Annotated in this window: 14 protein-coding genes; 13 read left to right on the forward strand and 1 reads right to left on the reverse strand. The window is 29.0% G+C overall.

What is annotated here, in order from left to right; translation table 11 throughout:
* Window positions 1-39: 39 nt before the first annotated feature.
* The 3 genes from IPM32_04990 to IPM32_05000 all read left to right on the forward strand — a co-directional run bounded on the left by IPM32_04990 (window position 40) and on the right by IPM32_05000 (window position 3700).
* Window positions 40-1773 (forward strand): T9SS type A sorting domain-containing protein, encoded by a 1734-nt coding sequence (locus IPM32_04990; GenBank protein MBK8944612.1) that lies wholly within the window; start codon window positions 40-42, stop codon window positions 1771-1773.
* A 140-nt stretch (window positions 1774-1913) separates the two neighbouring features.
* Entirely contained in the window at window positions 1914-3035 is a 1122-nt protein-coding gene (locus tag IPM32_04995) for an SIR2 family protein (protein ID MBK8944613.1), read from the forward strand.
* Window positions 3036-3121: 86 nt separating this feature from the next.
* Window positions 3122-3700, forward strand: coding sequence for a PadR family transcriptional regulator (locus IPM32_05000; GenBank protein MBK8944614.1), 579 nt, complete (start codon window positions 3122-3124; stop codon window positions 3698-3700).
* 123 nt (window positions 3701-3823) lie between these two features.
* Here the strand turns inward: IPM32_05000 and IPM32_05005 are convergent, their stop codons facing one another.
* Window positions 3824-4660: an alpha/beta hydrolase gene (locus IPM32_05005; protein MBK8944615.1), complete on the reverse strand. Its 837-nt coding sequence runs from the start codon at window positions 4658-4660 to the stop codon at window positions 3824-3826.
* Window positions 4661-4803: 143 nt separating this feature from the next.
* On the opposite strand from IPM32_05005, the gene IPM32_05010 reads away from it, so the two are divergent.
* From IPM32_05010 to IPM32_05055, 10 genes are all read left to right on the forward strand, one after another.
* The gene (locus IPM32_05010; GenBank protein ID MBK8944616.1) at window positions 4804-5172 is read left to right on the forward strand and encodes a methionine-R-sulfoxide reductase; all 369 of its coding nucleotides are present in this window, start codon (window positions 4804-4806) and stop codon (window positions 5170-5172) included.
* A gap of 374 nt (window positions 5173-5546) precedes the next feature.
* Window positions 5547-6224 (forward strand): hypothetical protein, encoded by a 678-nt coding sequence (locus IPM32_05015; protein MBK8944617.1) that lies wholly within the window; start codon window positions 5547-5549, stop codon window positions 6222-6224.
* A 72-nt stretch (window positions 6225-6296) separates the two neighbouring features.
* On the forward strand, window positions 6297-6926 hold the full coding sequence (locus IPM32_05020; protein ID MBK8944618.1) for a hypothetical protein: 630 nt from the start codon (window positions 6297-6299) through the stop codon (window positions 6924-6926).
* Window positions 6927-7077: 151 nt separating this feature from the next.
* Window positions 7078-9612 carry a HAMP domain-containing protein gene (locus tag IPM32_05025; GenBank protein MBK8944619.1) on the forward strand — a complete coding sequence of 845 codons (2535 nt, stop codon included), beginning with the start codon at window positions 7078-7080 and terminating at the stop codon, window positions 9610-9612.
* A 104-nt stretch (window positions 9613-9716) separates the two neighbouring features.
* Window positions 9717-10154 carry a MarR family transcriptional regulator gene (locus IPM32_05030; GenBank protein ID MBK8944620.1) on the forward strand — a complete coding sequence of 146 codons (438 nt, stop codon included), beginning with the start codon at window positions 9717-9719 and terminating at the stop codon, window positions 10152-10154.
* A gap of 91 nt (window positions 10155-10245) precedes the next feature.
* Window positions 10246-14046, forward strand: coding sequence for a PAS domain S-box protein (locus tag IPM32_05035; GenBank protein MBK8944621.1), 3801 nt, complete (start codon window positions 10246-10248; stop codon window positions 14044-14046).
* 12 nt (window positions 14047-14058) lie between these two features.
* Complete coding sequence (locus IPM32_05040) at window positions 14059-14814, forward strand: response regulator (protein MBK8944622.1); 756 nt, start codon at window positions 14059-14061, stop codon at window positions 14812-14814.
* 329 nt (window positions 14815-15143) lie between these two features.
* A complete protein-coding gene (locus IPM32_05045) occupies window positions 15144-16211 on the forward strand; it encodes a response regulator (GenBank protein MBK8944623.1) in 1068 nt (355 codons plus the stop codon).
* Window positions 16212-16358: 147 nt separating this feature from the next.
* The gene (locus IPM32_05050) at window positions 16359-18446 is read left to right on the forward strand and encodes an MCP four helix bundle domain-containing protein (GenBank protein MBK8944624.1); all 2088 of its coding nucleotides are present in this window, start codon (window positions 16359-16361) and stop codon (window positions 18444-18446) included.
* A 15-nt stretch (window positions 18447-18461) separates the two neighbouring features.
* A complete protein-coding gene (locus tag IPM32_05055) occupies window positions 18462-18926 on the forward strand; it encodes a purine-binding chemotaxis protein CheW (protein MBK8944625.1) in 465 nt (154 codons plus the stop codon).
* Window positions 18927-19063 lie beyond the last annotated feature (137 nt).

Here is a 19063-nt window from a genome sequence, read left to right on the forward strand (position 1 = left end):
ATTCTTCATCACAAAAGTGTAAAAAATTTTGGAGGAAACATGAAATCAATTTTTACCATAATATTTATCGTTGTTTTTTCGGTTAGTTCATTTTCACAACAATGGAATAAAGTTTGGACTATGCAACAAATGCCGTTTCAGCCAGAAGATATTACCTCTGAAATGACAAAAGTTTTAGCTGGTTTAGATACAGATGAAGACGGATTTGGCGAATTTCTTTGCGGAAATTCTGATTTGGAAAAAAATCATATTTTAATGTATGAAGCAACCGGAGATAATTCTTATGAATTAGTTTGGTCTTACGAATATCCCGTTGCTGGAACGGGATGGTTTGGCGTTGCTGTTGGTGATATTGATAATAATGGGAAAGTTGATATTGTTCTCGGCTGGCCTTCTGACGTTAACGCCGGAGATGTAAATCCCCCAAGAATTTTTACATTTGAATGGAGTGGAGTTACCGGAGAAAATATTTACGGAAAAAAAAATACGGATGGAACTTTCAGGGCAACTCACCAGACAAATTTTGATTTGCCGGACAATATGGAATGGAATCCGTACAGTATGATAATTGAAGATATTGATAAAGATAATGTAAACGAATTAATAATTGGAATTAGATCTGGCGGAAGAGAAAGAGAAGTTTTAGTTGCATCGGTTTCCGGTGGAACACTTTCCGGTTTTGGTAAATATGTTATTGAATATAATTATCAAAATTTAGAAGGAGGTTCAAATTACTGTACAGCAATTGGTGATTTAGACAACGATGGAAATACAGACATTTTTGAAATGGTTTGGAATATGTTCACTTTAAGAATGTTTGAAGTTACGGGTCCGAACCAATATGAACATGTAAACGATTTGGAGCAAATCTATGCAGATGAAGAAATTGATTACGGCGCTTTAGATGGATTAAAAATTGATGACATAAACGGTGATGGAAAAAATGAATTATTTATTGCCGGAACCGAAGACGCAAATACTGTATTTATAATTCAAAATATTTCAGACATATCTCAAATTACAGAAAATGATATAGTTGAATTAACACACATTCCGACAAAAATAAAACCGGATGGAAGTTTAACGTTGGGGCAATTTAGAAATATGGTTATTGGAGACCCAGATCAAGACGGATTAAAAAGTTTAATAATTGCCGGTGAACAAAATGGACAAATTTTCGATCTTGAATACAAAGGAAGCGGAGATTTGGCTGATGAAAATAATTGGAATTTAACAGTTGCGTATGATGTTTTTGAAGATGCACTTGCAGAAGTTGTTGATACTGTTGCCGCAAAATTAACTCCCCGACTTTATTACGGCTCACTCGCAAATGATATGGATGGAGATGGATTAAGCGAATACGTTTTTACAAATTATTCAAATGATAGAAGTATTTGGGCAAACGATCCTTATGTTACAATTTTGGAATCCGCAAAAACAACAGATATAATTTTAGCAGATAATTTAATTCCGGAGAAATTTGAATTAAGTCAAAATTATCCCAATCCATTTAACCCAACTACGAAAATTAGATATTCGATTCCGATAAACCTTACCTACCGGCAGGCAGGCGAAAAACTTGAAACGGCAAACGTGAAAATAGTGATATTTAATATTTTGGGAAAAGAAATTGCAACTTTGGTAAATCAAAAACAAAATCATGGAAATTATGAAGTAACATTTGATGCGAGTAAATTAAACAGCGGAATTTATTTTTATAAATTAATTTCCGGAAATTTTATTGAAACGAAAAAAATGATTTTTCTAAAATAATTTATAATTGTAGAGACGTATTATATTGCGTCTCTACACAAATGTTAATTCACGCAAAAATTTCATAAGCAAATATTTTTCATCATACAAATTCCTTTACAAAAATTCCGTATTTTTACGCATAATTATCAATTCAAAAAATGAAAAACAGCGAACAAAAATATCTAAATTATTTACCGCAAAGAGATGTAATTTTTGTATTAGGAGCAGGAGCTTCTCAGCCGGATGGAGTTCCGCTACAGAAAGAAATTCTTCCGATGATTCTTTCAGATAAACAAAAGGAAATCCAAGAATCAAAAATTGGCAACACGGTTTTAGAATTTATTATTGATAATTTTAAATTTGATCACAAAACCAAACAATATCCGCAACTAGAAGCTGTGTTTGGATTTCTCGATTATTTCATCCAGCAAAATGAAAGTCTAAATGCGAAATACACACACAACAAAATTGTTGAATTAAAAGAATATCTCATCAAACTCATTCATTACATAGTAAATTTGCGAACTCACAAACAAAGTAAATATTATAACTTATTTTGGGAAGCTGTTGATAAAATCAATAAAAATATTTCCATCATTACCTTAAATTATGATACGCTTCTTGAGCAATCTTTCGATTTTCTATTCAAAAAATCTGGTTATATAGATTATTGTATCCATTTAATGAATTATGATAAATTGTCCGAATTAAAGGAATACAATTTTTGGATAAATCCACGCGAGCCGGTTTTGGCTCAAAAAAATGTAAATCCGTTTGCAATAAAAATTCTAAAGCTTCACGGAAGTTTAAATTGGAAATACTGTAATTGTTGTAACCAAACATTACTTACACCTTGGGATAGAACAATTGATTTGCAAGGAGGAAAATTTTTGGGATTCAAATATCCGGATAATGAAAAATATGAATATTTATGTCCTCTTGATTCTACAGAATTTCAAACATTAATAATGCCGCCCTCGTATCTTAAATCATTAAATCAACCGGTAATTTCACAGCTTTTCAGTGAAGCTTCTCGAGAAATTAGAGATGCAAAAAAAATAGTTTTTGTAGGATATTCTTTGTCAGATGCAGATATTCATATAAAAGCTCTTTTTAAGAAACAACTAAGAAAAACCACAGAAGTTATTGTTGTAAACAGTAAAAAAGCCGCGGTTTTAGAAAACAAATATTCTGCAATTGCTGATAAAATTAGATTTGTAAATCTCGCATTTGAGGATTTTGTTTCAGATGAAAAACTTCTCAAAGATATCATATCCTAAAGACCTCTATCGTTTTAGAGTAATTTAAAAAAATACTATCAGAAAAGATTATTATTTCTTAATTTTGAATAATTAGGAGGGGCAAAATGTTATCAAAAATTTCAACACTAATTTTAGGAGTTCTCTACGAAAAGGAAAGAAATCCTTATGAAATTACCAAAATGTTAAACAGCCTTAATTTACGAAAATGGTTTAATATTGCTGATTCCACAGTTTATGCAACAATTAACACATTAAAAAGACAAAGATTAATTAAAGGCGAAACACATCGCGAGGGAAGTTTTCCTGAAAAAACAATTTACTCTATTACCGCAGAAGGCGAGTTTGAACTTCACAATACAATTTCAAATTATTTGGAAGAAAACGATCCCGACGGATCTAAATTTGATATTGCATTAGTTTTGCTTCATCACTTAAGCAAAGATGAAATTCTTCAAAAGTTAAAAATTAAATTGGAAAATTTGGAGATTTCTACTTACGAAATTAAAACCCAAATTATACATTTGGAAAGAGAAAGATCTGTTGCTTTTACTGGTTTACTTTTGCTTAAACACAGATTATATATGGCCGAAACCGAAATTAGAACAATTAAAGAAATTATCCGTGAGTTTAATATTAAAGAAGAAATTAAAGGCGCCTCGGTTTTTGATGTGAGTTTGGTTTAAAAAAAGTTAAAACTCAAAAGTAAAAAGCAAAAAATTTTCATTCCGACAAAGTTCCGAATTTCAAATAAAGATGTTTCATTAAAATGTGATTTGGCATGACAAAAACATCTAAAATTTAAGTAATTACTTTTCTTCAAAAATAAATTTTAATCCGTATGTTAAAGCATCTGCTGGTGTTGTGAAATGTGTTCCACTTTCAAAAATTTGCAATTTAATATTTTTATCGACAATTGCTTTATGTTGAATTTTATAAACTAAATTATTTATGGGAATTTTATAATCAATTTCACTTTCTAATTCACCGTAACTTATAAAAAGTTTTTTATCAAAATTTTCAAATCCAGTTGTAATTTTTGATAATATTTCAATATCACTCTTTAAGTACGGACTTCCGGCAATAAATCCATTAAATAAACTTTTTTCATTTAATAAAGTGTAAATTGTAAATAATCCGCCCAAAGAAAAACCATTTAAAATTCTAACATCATTAGTTTTGTAATTTTTATAAATAAAAGGAATCAATTCATTTTTAATAAAATTTAAAAACCTTATTCCGCCGCCGGATTTTTTGAATAAATCATTTTTGGAAAACGTATAATCGCGCTCTCGATAATTTATTTTTTCATCGTTCATCATTGAGCCATAACCAATTCCAACAATTATAATTTCCGGAACATCATTTCCGTATTGAAGATAACGCACTATACTTGTTGCCATATTGAATGAAATATCTCCATCCAATAAATACAAAACGGGATAAGTTTTATTTTCATTTTCATAATTTTTTGGAACGCGGATATATAAGTAAAATGAATCGGAAACTTCTTCAGAATAAAATATTTTCAGTTCAGTGTATTTTGTTAAAACATCTTTTTGAGGTTTGGTATAATTAATTGAATTGCATGAAATCGAAAAAATTGTGAATGTTGCTATAATTATTCTATAAAATATCTTTATCATATATTTTTCCGTAAAACTTTGGAACAATGTTGTGAATGATTTTTATAATCAACAAATATATACAAGATAGGTTTGAAATGAGAAAGTTAATAATTTTGATTTCGCTAACAATATTTTTAACAAACATTAATGCACAGAATAAAATGAAACTAAATAAATTAACACCCGAAGAACAAAAAGTAATTTTGCACAAAGGTACAGAAATGCCTTATACGGGAAAGTTTACAAATAATAAAGAATCCGGAACTTACATTTGCAAACAGTGTAATGCGGAACTTTATAAATCGAAAGATAAATTTGATTCGCACTGCGGATGGCCGAGTTTTGATGATGAAATTCCCGGAGCAGTAAGAAGAATTCCCGATGCCGATGGAAGAAGAACGGAAATTATTTGTAATAATTGCGGCGGACATTTAGGACACTTTTTTTTTGGTGAGGGTTTTACTGAAAAAAACACAAGGCACTGTGTAAATTCAATTTCGTTAGATTTTGTGCAGGATAAAAAGAAATAAATTACTAAAAAAGGAAAAAAACATTCATTTTTGCTAATTCAAAAAGGAATCATTTGTCATTTCTAAGGAATGAAATAACAGAGAAATCTACAAAATAATTTTTGAGATTTCTCGTCCACTTTCAGCGGATTTGAAATGACAATTTTAGTTAAACAATTTTTTTCTTTCGTTGCACTTTTTACTTTTCCCTTCATAAATTGTCTCACATTTTTACATGTAATTATTACGTTTTTCTAACATAATTTCTCCAAAAAGTACATTTCATTTTAAGTCAACGTGTGATTTAAATCAAAATTCGCAGAATTTGAAAAAATAGATTTTTGGTATAAAATTAGCATAATAACAAAGTAAATAAATCATTTGGAGTTATTAAAATGAAAAAATATATCACTTGTCTTTTATTTATAAGCTCAATTTTATTTGCTCAAGAACAAAACTCAACATTTAGACAAACACAATTCTACGGCGGATTTGAAGCCGGAATGACAAACGGAGTTGGATTTAATTTAAACTTCCTTGCAACAAATTTTGCACAAGATTTTCCATTTTCTGTTAAACTGAGTTTTGGAGTTAGTTATTTAGATGCCGGAAATGCTTATGATGCACGAAGAATTTTTATAAATGATAACACAAACGGAACTCCGGAAAAAAGCGGAAAAACATACGGATTTGGTCTTGATTTTTTATATAAATCATCATTTTTAGGATTAAAAAGAAACCATTTTTATGCCGGTCCGCGTTATGTAATGTTTGTTGGAAATTTTAATTATGTTGGAGGAAACGAAGATTTTGATGTTACAAGCAACCAATGGGGAATTGGTGTTGGAGCGGAAAATTTCTTTAGAATTATGCCATCATTAGATTTAGTAATGAATTTTGGGTTTGATTATTATTTATCTGAATCACTTTATGGTCACGATACAGCATACAGTCCGGATGGCGAACATATTAATCCGAGAGATGGCTATTCTTTTTCAGATGCAGATAAAGCAATAAATCAGCCGCAATATCAAATAAAAGTATTAATTGGATTTAGCTACAATCTCAATTAGAATTTAAGAAAATTTATAAGTTTAAAATCCGACTGTTTTTTTCGATAATTTTTTAGAATTATTAGAATTGATATGAAAAAAATAGTCGGAACAATTTTATTACTTTTCACATTTCTGCAAATAGAAGCCCAACAGCTTCCAGAAAATGCTGTGCTAAAAAACTTTAAACCGTTTTCAACATCAAGAACTAACGGAAGACCCGGTGAAGTTTACAGAATTGATGAAAACGGCATAAAATATATTGTTCAAGACATTACAAGTATTAAAGAAAAAGTTAGCGAAGAAGGTGATATTGTTGGAAGAATGTATTTTACTTCCAATGAATTATTAACTTTGCTTAATTTAGAATTTGATAGAATAGATGTAATTCCCGTTGAAGTAAAAATTATTAATGCAATAAGAGAATATAACGAACAAACAACTTTAGATAATGCACTTTATAGTGATGGAAAAATTCGCGAAATAATTAAGGATTCCAAAAGTAAATATTTTATAATCCGAGAAGCAATTTTAACAAAAGATGTAACTTTCCGTTTTAGTTTAGATGTTGTAAAAAAAATAAAAAAAGGTACAAACTCACTTACAGAAATTAAATCTTCAACAGAAATTGATTTCCCTTACGAAATTCAGAAAAAGTTTAAAACCAATAAAAGATTTTTTTATTTGGAACAAGAAATAAAAATTGATCCATATGAAAATTAATTTTTGCTTCTCGCAATAATATATATTTATTAATTATTTATATTAATGCTAAAAACAACAAATTTTCATTTTTAATTAGTTTAATCTAAAATTATATTTTTCCTTCCGATAATACCAAAAAAAATATCAATTGAATCATTTTGGGGGAAAAATGAGTTCAAACTCAAAAGTAGAGTTCTACAACTCTATTAAGTTTAAATTACCGTCGCCAATAATAATTGGATCAATTCTCTTAACGGTTTTATTATCAGCAATTACTTATAATAATCTTACAGAAAATCTTGACGCAAAAATTGAATCGAATTTTAAAGTATTTGAAAAAATGTTTTCCGATCAAGTTGCATCAAAAACTAAAGACGTTTCCATTGCCATGGAATTAATTGTGAATGATAAAATGGTATTATCCAAATTCGCTAATGGTGATAGAGAAGGCATTACAGAAATGCTTTATGATGTTTATATCAATAAACTTAAAAAAGATTATGATATTGATCAATTGCAATTTCATACTCCACCGGCAACGTCGTTTTTAAGATTGCATCAGCCAGATCAATTTGGTGATGATTTATCTTCATTTAGAGAAACTGTTGTTTTGGCAAATAGAGAGAAAAAAATTGTTTCCGGAATTGAAGTTGGTAGAGGCGGACCCGGATTGAGAATTGTTTATCCCGCAGAATATGAATCACAGTATTTAGGTACAATAGAATTTGGTTTGGGAATTGGAAATATATTAACAAGTATTAATAGCGCTTTAGGTGTTGAATATGCAATTGGTATTAAAAAATCTGTATTTGAAAAAGCAAAAAGATTTAAAGCCGAAAAAAATGATGTAATAAATAACAACACAATTTTTTATGATTATTCAAGTGAGTTTACAAAAGACTTGGTTGGCAATGAAATTCTTACTAGTGAAGTAAAAAAAATTAACAATAATGAAAAAGATTATGCATCGTATACTTTCCCAATTTTAGATTATCAAAAAAATGAAGTTGGTTATATAGTTTTGTATAAAGATATAACGGAAGAAATAAACGCAATGAATTCATCACTGCTAAATAATGTAATGGTGATAATCATTTTTACCGGAATTATGGCAGTTATTTTAACTTTTATTTTGTATAAAAATATTTTAAAACCGATTGATCACTTGAGTAAAACAGCGACAGAATTTTCTGAAGGAAATAAAAAAGTAGATTTTGAAATAAATTCTAAAGATGAATTTGGATTACTTTCCGTTAGTTTAAAAAATATGGCAGCAAAAATAAATACTCAACTTCAGTATTTGGAAAATTTGCCAACCCCCGTTCAAATAATTGATAATGATTTTAATGTTCAATATATAAACAAAGCAGCTGCAGATTTTGTTGGAATTAATCAAAGTGAAGCTATTGGAAAAAAATGTTATTCGTTATTTAAAACACAACATTGTGAAACGGAAAATTGCGCGTGCGTAAAAGCAATGAAATTAAATGAATCAATTACATCAGAAACATTTTCTGAATCGTTAAATCAAAATAGAGCTATTATGTATACTGGCGCACCAATTAAAAATGAAAATAGTTTGATAATCGGAGCAATGGAATCAATTGCAGAAATAACTGAAGTAAAAGAAAAAGAAAAATATCTTGAAAGAAGCACAAGAAATATTTTAAGTGCAATGGAAAAATTTGCTCATGGAGATTTAACAGTTTGCATTAAACCCGAAAAAGAAAATGATGAAATTGGAAGATTATTTTCCGGTTTTAATTTAACAGTAGAAAACATTAAAAATTTGGTTTCTAAATTATCTCAAGCAATAAATGAAACCGCAATTGCAACAACACAAATTTCTACAAATGCAGAAGAATTAGCAGCGGGAGCTCAAGAACAAAGTTCACAAACCGCAGACGTTGCCGGCGCCGTTGAGGAAATGGCAATCACAGTTTCCGAAACAACTAAAAATGTTACTCTTGCCGCAGATTCTGCAAAAGAAGCCGGACAAACAGCTGTTTCTGGCGGAAATGTAATTAAGAAAACAATTACGGAAATTGAAAATATTAATAATATTGTTTCCGAAGCTGCATCAGCAGTTGAATTGCTAGGTTCAAGCAGTGATAAAATTGGTAAAATTATAGAAGTAATTGATGATATTGCCGGACAAACAAATTTACTTGCTTTAAATGCTGCAATTGAAGCCGCAAGGGCCGGAGAACACGGAAGAGGTTTTGCTGTTGTTGCAGATGAAGTTGGTAAACTTGCAGAAAGAACAATTAATGCTACAAAAGAAATTGCAGAAACAATTAAAACAATTCAAGAAGATACATCTAAAGCTGTTGTTTCAATAAGAAGAGGAAAAGATGAAGTGATTAAAGGCAAAGAGTATGCAAGCGAAGCAAGTGTTTCTTTGGATTTAATTATGGTGAAAACCGAAACTGTAATTGAACAAATTAGTCAAGTTGCAACAGCGAGTGAGGAGCAAGCCGCTACCGCTGAAATAATTAGCAAAAATGTTGATAATATGAATACGGTTAGTCAAGAATCAAGTTTGGGAGTTCAGCATATTGCAAGAGCTACGGAAGATTTAAATCAACTAACAGAACAATTAAAAGAATTGGTAAAAATGTTTTATTTGGGAGAAGAATCACATTCGCAAAATTCATTTAAAAAAGTTAATCCGCAAAAAGTAAAAAGAGAAGTTTACGCATAATATAAAAGTCCGTTAAATCATTTAGCGGACTTTAAATTTCTTTATCTAAACCAATAAGTTTTATATATTTTTCCAATCATAATTCCACACAAACTGAAATTTAAATGAAATATAATTTCAACGAATCAATTGGTTTTATAATTGTAAAATGCGGAAGATTAATTGAGAATAGATTAAAATTAGATTTTGAAAAAGCCGGAATAAAAATCACACCCCAGCAATGGTCGGTATTAACATATTTGTGGAATGAAGACGGAATTTCTCAGCAAAAACTTGCAGATGCGTTTTCAAAAGATAAAACAAGCATGACCCGCCTTTTAAACAATATGGAAAAAAATAATTTTATCTCACGCAAACAAAACAATATTGATAAAAGAAACAATGGAATTTTTCTCACTGAAAAATCAAACTCAATAAAAGAAGAAAGCATTAAAATTGCCGAAAAATCTTTGCTTGAAACTTTAGCCGGAATTGATCATAAAGAATTAAAATTAAGTAAAAATGTTTTAAAACAAATAAATAAAAATTTAGTAATAGATTAACATTTTTGAAATATTTATTTTTGTTTAGATAATTAAATATTGAACAATAATTACATTTTGTTTTCTTTATCCTAAAAACTAAAAATATAAAATGAAAACCACCCGCAAAACATCAAACAAAAAAATCGGTACATCAAATTCCAAAACAACCGATGCAAAATTAAAAAGTATTATTTCTGCCGCGCCTATTGGAATTGGAATGGTTATTAACAGAGTAATTCAAGAAGTAAATGATTTTTTCTGTAGAATGATTGGATATGAAAGAGATGAATTGTTGGGCAAGAATTCTAGAATTATTTATCCATCTGATGAAGAATACAATTTTGTTGGAAGAGAAAAATACGATCAAATTAAAGGTAATGGTATTGGTAGTGTTCAAACAAAATTTAAAAGAAAAACCGGTGAAATAATAAATGTAATGTTAAGCTCAATGCCGGTTGATAAAAGTGATTATTCAAAAGGAATGATTTTTACAGTTGAAGATATTACTGAAAAAATTAAAATAGAAAATGAATTAAAACAAAGTGAAGAAAAATTTAGAAAAGCATTTTTTACAAGTCCGGATGCGGTAAATATAAATAGACTAAAAGATGGAATATATTTATCAGTAAACGACAATTTTTTACAAATGACGGGCTACAATGAAAAAGAAGTTATTGGTAAATCATCAATAGAATTAAACATTTGGAATAATCCGAAAGATAGAGAAAAATTAGTAAAGACTTTGCTGGCAAATGGAATTGTAGAAAACCTTGAAGCAGAATTTAAAATGAAAAGTGGTGAGATAAGATTTGGATTAATGTCTGCTTCAGTAATAAAGATTGATGATGATGATTGTATTCTTTCAATCACTAGAGATATTACCGAAAGAAAAAATGTTGAACAAAATCTAAAAGTTAGTGAACAAAATTACGAACAAATTATCCATGGTATGCTGGATATGGTTTTCGTAATTAATATGAATGGTGAAATAGTTGATGCAAATGATTCGGCATTAGAAACATTGGGTTATACAAAAGATGAAATGCTCAAATTACATGTAACCGATTTTGATTCTTCGCTGAAGCGTGAAGAAATTCAAGAATTGATTGAAAAACTTCCATCTGAAAAAATTCAATTTTTTGAAACAATTCATTTAACAAAAAATAACAAATTAATTCCGGTTGAAATTCAATCAACTATAATTACGTATCATGGAGAAAAAGCAATTTTAAGTATTGCAAGAAATATTTCTAAAAGAAAAAAGGCGGAAGAAAAACTTAAAATAAGTGAAGAAAATTTAAAAACATTTTTCAATAATGTTGATTTACTGATTTTCATTCTTGATGAAAATGGAAATATTATTGAAATAAATAATACAGTTGAGGAAAGATTAGGATACAAAAAAGAAGAATTGCTTAACAAAACAGTTTTGGCAGTTCATCCGCCAGAAAAAGAAAAAGAAGTTTTGGAAATTGTTAGAGAAATGCTGGAAGGATATCGAGAAATTTGTCCAATTCCGTTATTAACAAAATCCGGAAAATATATTCCCGTTGAAACCACTGTTAAAAAAGGTACTTGGAACGAAAAACCAGCATTTTTTGGAATTACAAAAGATATTTCAAAATTAAAATTATCCGAAGATAAATTTGCAAAAGCATTTCATAATAATCCCGCAATAAGCGGCTTTAGTGATTTGAAAACCGGGAAATATATTGAAGTAAACAAAACTTTTTATAATAAACTCGGATATTCTCCCGAAGAAGTAATTGGAAAACGTGCTTCAGAAGTTGTAAAATTAGATTTTGATTTTAGAGATAAAACTCTTGATGAGTTAAAGAAAAATAAATTTGTTGAAAATGTAGAATCCGTAATTCACAAAAAAGACGGAACTCCGCTCGATGTTTTGTTAACCGCAGAAATTGTAGACATTGAAGATAAAACATACAACTTCACAACTGCTGTTGATATTACCGAACTTAAAAAATCTCAAAATAATTTAGTAATTAGTGAAGAAAACCTGAAAACTTTTTTCCACACAGTAGATTCTTTTGTATTCATTTTAGATGAAAATAAAAATATTATAGAAGTAAACGAAACCGTTGAAAATAGATTGGGTTTTAACCGAAACGAATTATTTAACAAAAATATTACTTTTGTTCATCCGAAGAATAGAGAAAAAGAAGTAATTGTTAAAATTGATGAAATGCTTGATGGCACAAGAAAAGAATGTTTGGTTCCTTTATTAACAAAAGATAAAAAAATAATTCAAGTTGAAACACACGTTGTAAAGGGAATTTGGAATGCCAAACCGGCAATTTTTGAAATTAGCAAAGATATTTCTGATTTAATTGTTTCCGAGCAAAAATTTGCAAGAGCATTTCATAATAATCCCGCAATTTCTGGATTGGCTGAATTTGATACCGGAAAAATTATTGAAGTAAATAAAACCTTTTATGATAAACTTGGATTTCTTCCTGAAGAAATTCTTGGGAAAGATGTAGAAACATTAGAAATATTTGATAAAGATTTTTTAAGAACTACGAATGATCTAATATTTAACTCTAGTAGTTATCTTAAAAATATTGAAACATTATTATTTACTAAATCCAAAAAACCAATTTATGTAATCTTATCTGCCGAAGTTATAGAAATTGAAGATAAAAAATATATTTATGCATTTGCATTGGATATAACCGAAAGAAAACTTCACGAAAAAGAAATTCAGCAAAGCCAAGAACGTTACCACAAATTTTTTGAAGATGATTTAACTGCCGATTTTCTTATTTCTCCAAACGGAGAAATGTTGGATTGTAATCCTGCATTTATAAAAATGTTAGGATTTAAAACATTAGAAGAATCATTACGCACAAATTTTAATTCACTTTTTTCATCAAACAAAAGTTATAATGAATTTATAAAAACAATTGGAAAGATGAAAAAACTTTACAATTATGAATTAAAACTAAAACGTAAAGATGGAAAAGGAATTTTTGTTGTTGGAAATATAATCAGTGAATTTGATGAAGAAGGAACTTTGTTTCAGTATAAAGGTTATTTAAGAGACGTTACAGATTCCAAAATGATTGAACAGCAATTGGAAAAGTACAGAATTCATCTTGAAGATTTAGTGAAAAAAAGAACTGAATTATTAGAAAATGAAATCACAAGAAGAATTAAAGCAGAAACAAAAGTTAAGTCGGCATTAGAAAAAGAGAGAGAATTAAATCAACTTAAATCAACTTTTATGTCAACAGTTTCTCACGAATTCAGAACTCCGCTAACTTCAATTTATTCTTCTGTTGAACTTATCGAACGATATTCTGATAAGTGGGAAAAAAGTAAAACATTCGATCATTACAAAAGAATTAAAAATTCAATTGAGCATTTAACTCAAATGCTTGAAGAAGTATTAAAACTTAACAGAAGTGAAAATAGTAAAATTGTTTTTAATCCTGAAAATACCGAGCTAGAAATTTTCTGCAAAAACATTGCAAAAGATTTTGAACCAATTTTGGCAAACGAACAAAAATTAAATTTCAGTTTTACGCTTAAACAAAAAAATTATTTTGTTGATAGAAGTCTGCTTAAAATTATTTTAAGCAATTTAATATCTAACGCAGTAAAGTTTTCTCCGCAAAATGGCGAAATAGATTTTGAAATTTCCGAACAAAAAAGTAAAATTAAATTTATAATTAAAGATAGAGGAATTGGAATTTCTGAAGTTGATATAGAAAAAATATTCAATCCGTTTTACAGATCAAACAAAGTTTCAACCATTGCCGGCAGTGGTTTGGGGCTTTCAATTGCAAAAAGCTATGTAGAAATTCACAAAGGTAAAATAGAAGTTGAAAGTAAATTAAACAAAGGAACAACATTCACACTTTTAATTCCTAAAAAAAATGCAAAGTAAAAATTAATTTTTATGAAATCGAAAATTTTAATTATTGAAGATGATTTAGTTTTATCAAATAATTTAAGCACGCTTTTAATTGAAGAAGGATTTGAAGTTTTTCATGCAGAAAATGGTGAAATAGGAATTCTTAAAGCAATTAAAGACCAACCGGATTTAATAATTTGCGATATTATGATGACCGGAATTGACGGTTTTGAAGTAAAAAAAGTTTTAAATGAAAATGAAAACACTTTTGATATTCCTCTCATATTTCTTACTGCAAAAGCAGAAATTGCCGATCTGCGGAAAGGAATGGATTTAGGCGCCGAAGATTATTTATTCAAACCGTATAAAGCTGAAGAACTTTTAGAAATAATTAATTTAAGAATTGAAAAGAAAAGAAAAATTATTGCAAAAGTTGTTGATAAACAAACAACAGAATTTGGTAGCTCACAAAGCAAAGATTCAATATTTGTAAATATTGGAACAGAATATAAAATTATTAAATTTACATCAATTAAAGCAATTCTTGCAAGTAATCAATACAGCAACATACTTTTGGATAATAACAAAACAATTCTGATAAGAAAATCTCTCGGCGAGTGGGAAAAAATATTACCAAAAAGAATTTTTATGCGTATTCATAGATCAACAATAATTAACACTGATTTTATTACTAGGATTGAAAAATTTAATACAAATATGTTAAAAGTTTTTCTACAAAACGATGAAGAGCCATATCTGATAAGCCGAAGGAACGCCTCAAATTTAAAAGCAAAGTTTTAAAATATCTTAAAAATTTAATTTTGAGTGTCTTTTCAAAAAGTAATTCTACATGACAGAAATAAAAATTGTCATTTCGACCAAAGGGAGAAATCTCAGAAATTATTAGTGAGATCTCTCAATCACTTTGTTCCTTCGAGATGACAAATGTACGTCAATTCGATTCCGATGTTTTTATTGGAAGAGAAATCTCAATCAAAATATGATAGAGATAATTTTTGAGGATAAACTTTCTAAATCTTATCCAACCAAAACAAAATTTAACCATTTACAACAAATTTTATTGAAACACTAATTCGATTCTCGATATTAGCTAATAAATTTATTTTTTTATGGATACAATTTTAGTAGTCGAAGACGAAACCCACGTAAGAAATAACATTATTGAACTTCTAACATATGAAGGTTACAAATGTTTGGAAGCTCAAGATGGATTAAACGCAATCTCAATTTTAAAAAATGAATTGCCGGATTTGATTTTGACTGATTTAATCATGCCAAAAATTAATGGTTTTGAGTTTTTTAAAATGCTTAAAACAATGGGATTGGAAAAAAGCATTCCGTTTATTTTTCTAACAGCAAGAACAGATGTTGAATCCATGCATTACGCAATGCAGCTTGGCGCTGATGATTATATTGTAAAACCATACAAAGCCGATGAACTTATTCAAAGAATTAAAACAAGATTATGGAAACAAAAATTAATTGATGATAATTTTGACAAACTTAAAACAAGCATTTCACTTTATGTTCCACACGAATTAAGAACTCCTCTAATTGCAATTTTAGGTTATACACAAATGCTTTTAGATGATTATAATGAAATTTCCGATGACGATAAAAAAGAAATGATTCATTCAGTTTATAGTTCCGGATTAAGAATTCACAACAGAATAGAAAAGTTTGTTAACTATACGGAATATAAACTTGGCACAAAAAATATCGGGAAAAATCTTGATCTTGAATTTGTTAATCCAGCTAAACAAAACTGTCTGCAAAAAATTCAAAAATGTTTTGATTGTAAAGACAGAATAAATGATATACAAATTAATTTTCAACCGGCAAAATTAAATATTGAAGAAAGAGATTTTGAAATTATGATGCAAGAAATAATTGAAAATGCATGCAGATATTCACCAGCGGGAACTCCAATTGATATTTACGGAACTACTAACAATCATAACTACGTTGTAAGTGTTAAAAATATTGGAGAAGGATTATCAATACAAAATATTCATGAGTTCTCTGTAACAAATTCAAACTACAATAGAAAGGAAAACGGTTTGGGTTTATCAATTGTTGATATGATTGTAAAATTATACAATATTCAATTAGAAATAATTTCTAAAAATAATCAAGTAAGCATCAATTTAAAATTCCCTCAGATTAATATTAATTAGCAAAAATATTTATTCATTTACATCAAAAAAAAACCGCTTACAACAAAATTCCTTAATCAAATAATTACACTTCCGAAGATTTACCATAGAAAAAAATTATAAATCAAAATTATATCTGAATTATTCTTAAGAATTAAGGGAGTTCTCATGTTAAACAATCTAAAAATTGGCGTCCGACTTGGATTAGGATTCGGTGTTACTGTATTGTTATTAGGAATTGTAATATTTTCGGGATTAAGCAGTTTATCTTCTGTTAATGAAAACGTAACACTAATTGTGGAAGACCGATTTCCCAAAACAGTTCAAGCAAATGAAATGATTAATGTTGTAAATGATAATGCACGAGCGATAAGAAATTTACTTTTAAGGAAAGATGAAGCAACAAAAGAAGATTCTTACAAAAGATTCCAGCATGCAAAAGAAGTAGTTGATAAAAACACAGAAATTTTTGAAAGAACAATTACAACAGAAGAAGGTAAAAAACTACTTGCAAAACTTAATGATGTTAGAAAAAATGAATATTTCCCAATTCGTGAAAAAGTATTAAAAGAATATGATGCCGGAAATTATGAATTAGCAACAGAAATGTTATTTAAAGAATTTAGAATTGCTCAAAATGATTATTTTGATGCAATTGCAGATTTAATTGCTTACCAAAACGAACTTGTAGAAATTGGTGCAGAAGAAGTTCACGAAGCGTATAATTCTTCTATTCTTTTGTTATCAATTATTGGCGCCGCATCACTTTTATTTGTAATTGTTTTTGCTTGGTTTTTAACCAAAGGAATTGTTAAACCGGTTTCAATAGTTAAAGAAGGTATGACAAATCTTGAGAAAGTTTGTATTACAAATTTAGGCAATGGTTTGATGGGAGTTTCAAAAGGTGATTTGAGTCTAAAGGTTAATAAAATGACCACACACATTGATGTTAATTCAAAAGATGAAATTGGAGAAATGGCAAAAGTATTTAATTCAATGTTAAGTAAAGCTCATGCTGGAATTGATGCTTACGAAGTTGTAAGAGAAAAAATAAGTGATTTATCAAGAGAAGCAACAAAATTAATTGATGATGCAAAAGATGGAAAATTAGATAATAGAGGAGATGAAGATAAATTTCAAGGAGCATATAAAGAAATTATAGGCGGATTTAATGAGGTGTTAGATGCAGTCATTTTACCAGTAAAAGATGGTACTGAAGTTTTGGAAAAAATGGCCGGGGGAGATCTAACATCTCGTGTATTAAAAGATTATAAAGGCGATCATCAAAAAATTAAAGATAGTATAAATACGCTTGGTGATTCATTGGAAAATGTACTTACTGAAATCAGCGATGCTGTTGCCGCTACAGCAAGTGCCGCAAATCAAATTTCTTCAAGTGCGGAAGAATTAGCCGCCGGTTCGCAAGAACAAAGTTCACAAACTTCCGAAGTTGCAACAGCAGTTGAACAAATGGTTGCAACAATTACACAAACAACACAACATGTTGTTGGAACAAATGATGCAGCGAAAACTGCGGGTACTCTTGCTAATTCCGGAAAAGGTGTAATTGAAGATACCATAAATGTAATGAAAAGAATTGAAGAAGTTGTAAGCGATTCTTCCAAAATAATTTCTGAACTAGGTGAAAGCAGCGGACAAATTGGTGAAATTGTGCAAGTAATTAATGATATAGCAGATCAAACAAATTTACTTGCACTTAATGCCGCAATTGAAGCTGCACGCGCCGGTGAACAAGGTAGAGGTTTTGCGGTTGTAGCGGATGAAGTAAGAAAATTAGCTGAAAGAACAACAACAGCTACAAATGAAATTGAAGAAATGGTAACTAAAATTCAGAAGAACAGCCAAAATGCGGTTGAAGCAATAACCAAAGGAAATAGTGAAGTAAGTATAGGTATGGTTGAAGCTGTAAAAGCTGGAACATCAATGGAGCAAATTGTAAAATCATCAAATGAAGTATTGGATATTTCAAGTCAAGTTGCAACAGCAAGCGAAGAACAATCTGCTACCGCCGAACAAATAAGTAAAAGTATAAATGGAATTAATACAGTAGCACAAGAATCGGCAATTGGGATTCAGCAAGTTGCCGGAGCAGCAAATGATTTAAGTCAGCTTGCAGAAAAACTTCAAGATTTGGTTTCTCAATTTAAACTTGATGATAGAAGATCGAGAGAAGTTGTGCAAGCCCAAGTTAAAAAGCCAGTATTCAAGAAAAAATTATCACTTGTTAACAGATAAGAAAACGGAAAAAAAATGAGCGAAGAAATAATAATAAGTGAAGATACCGAATTACTTCAATTAGTTGGATTTAAATTAGGCGAAGAAGAATTTGGGATAGATATAATAAATGTAAATGAAATAATTAAAATGCAAAAAGTAACATCAATTCCAAACGCTCCGGCAGATATTTTGGGAATTGTAAATATAAGAGGAAAAATAATTGCGGTTGTTGATACTCGTTTAAAACTTAACATGCATACAAAAGATTATGATAATGAAACGAGAATAATAATTGTGGAATTCAATAATAAATCAATAGGGTTTATTGTTGATGAAGTTACCGAAGTCTTAAGAATTCCGAAAAATATTCTTAAAGATGTTCCGGATATTGTTTCAACGGAAATGAATACAGATTATATTAAATCAATTGCAAGTATTGAAAATAAAATTGTAATTCTTCTTGATCTAAAAAAATTGTTGTACGGAATTGAAATTTAAATTTTACAAAATTTAGAAATATTTGGAAAATAGTTTAATTATGTAATTATGTTGAGGACCGAGGATGAAAATTTGAAATCAGATGTGAGATTTCATTCATGGTTAAATTATTAGTTTATGTTTTATGATTTCCAATT

This window comes from Ignavibacteriota bacterium, from assembly GCA_016716225.1.
Classification (GTDB): Bacteria; Bacteroidota; Ignavibacteria; order Ignavibacteriales; family Melioribacteraceae.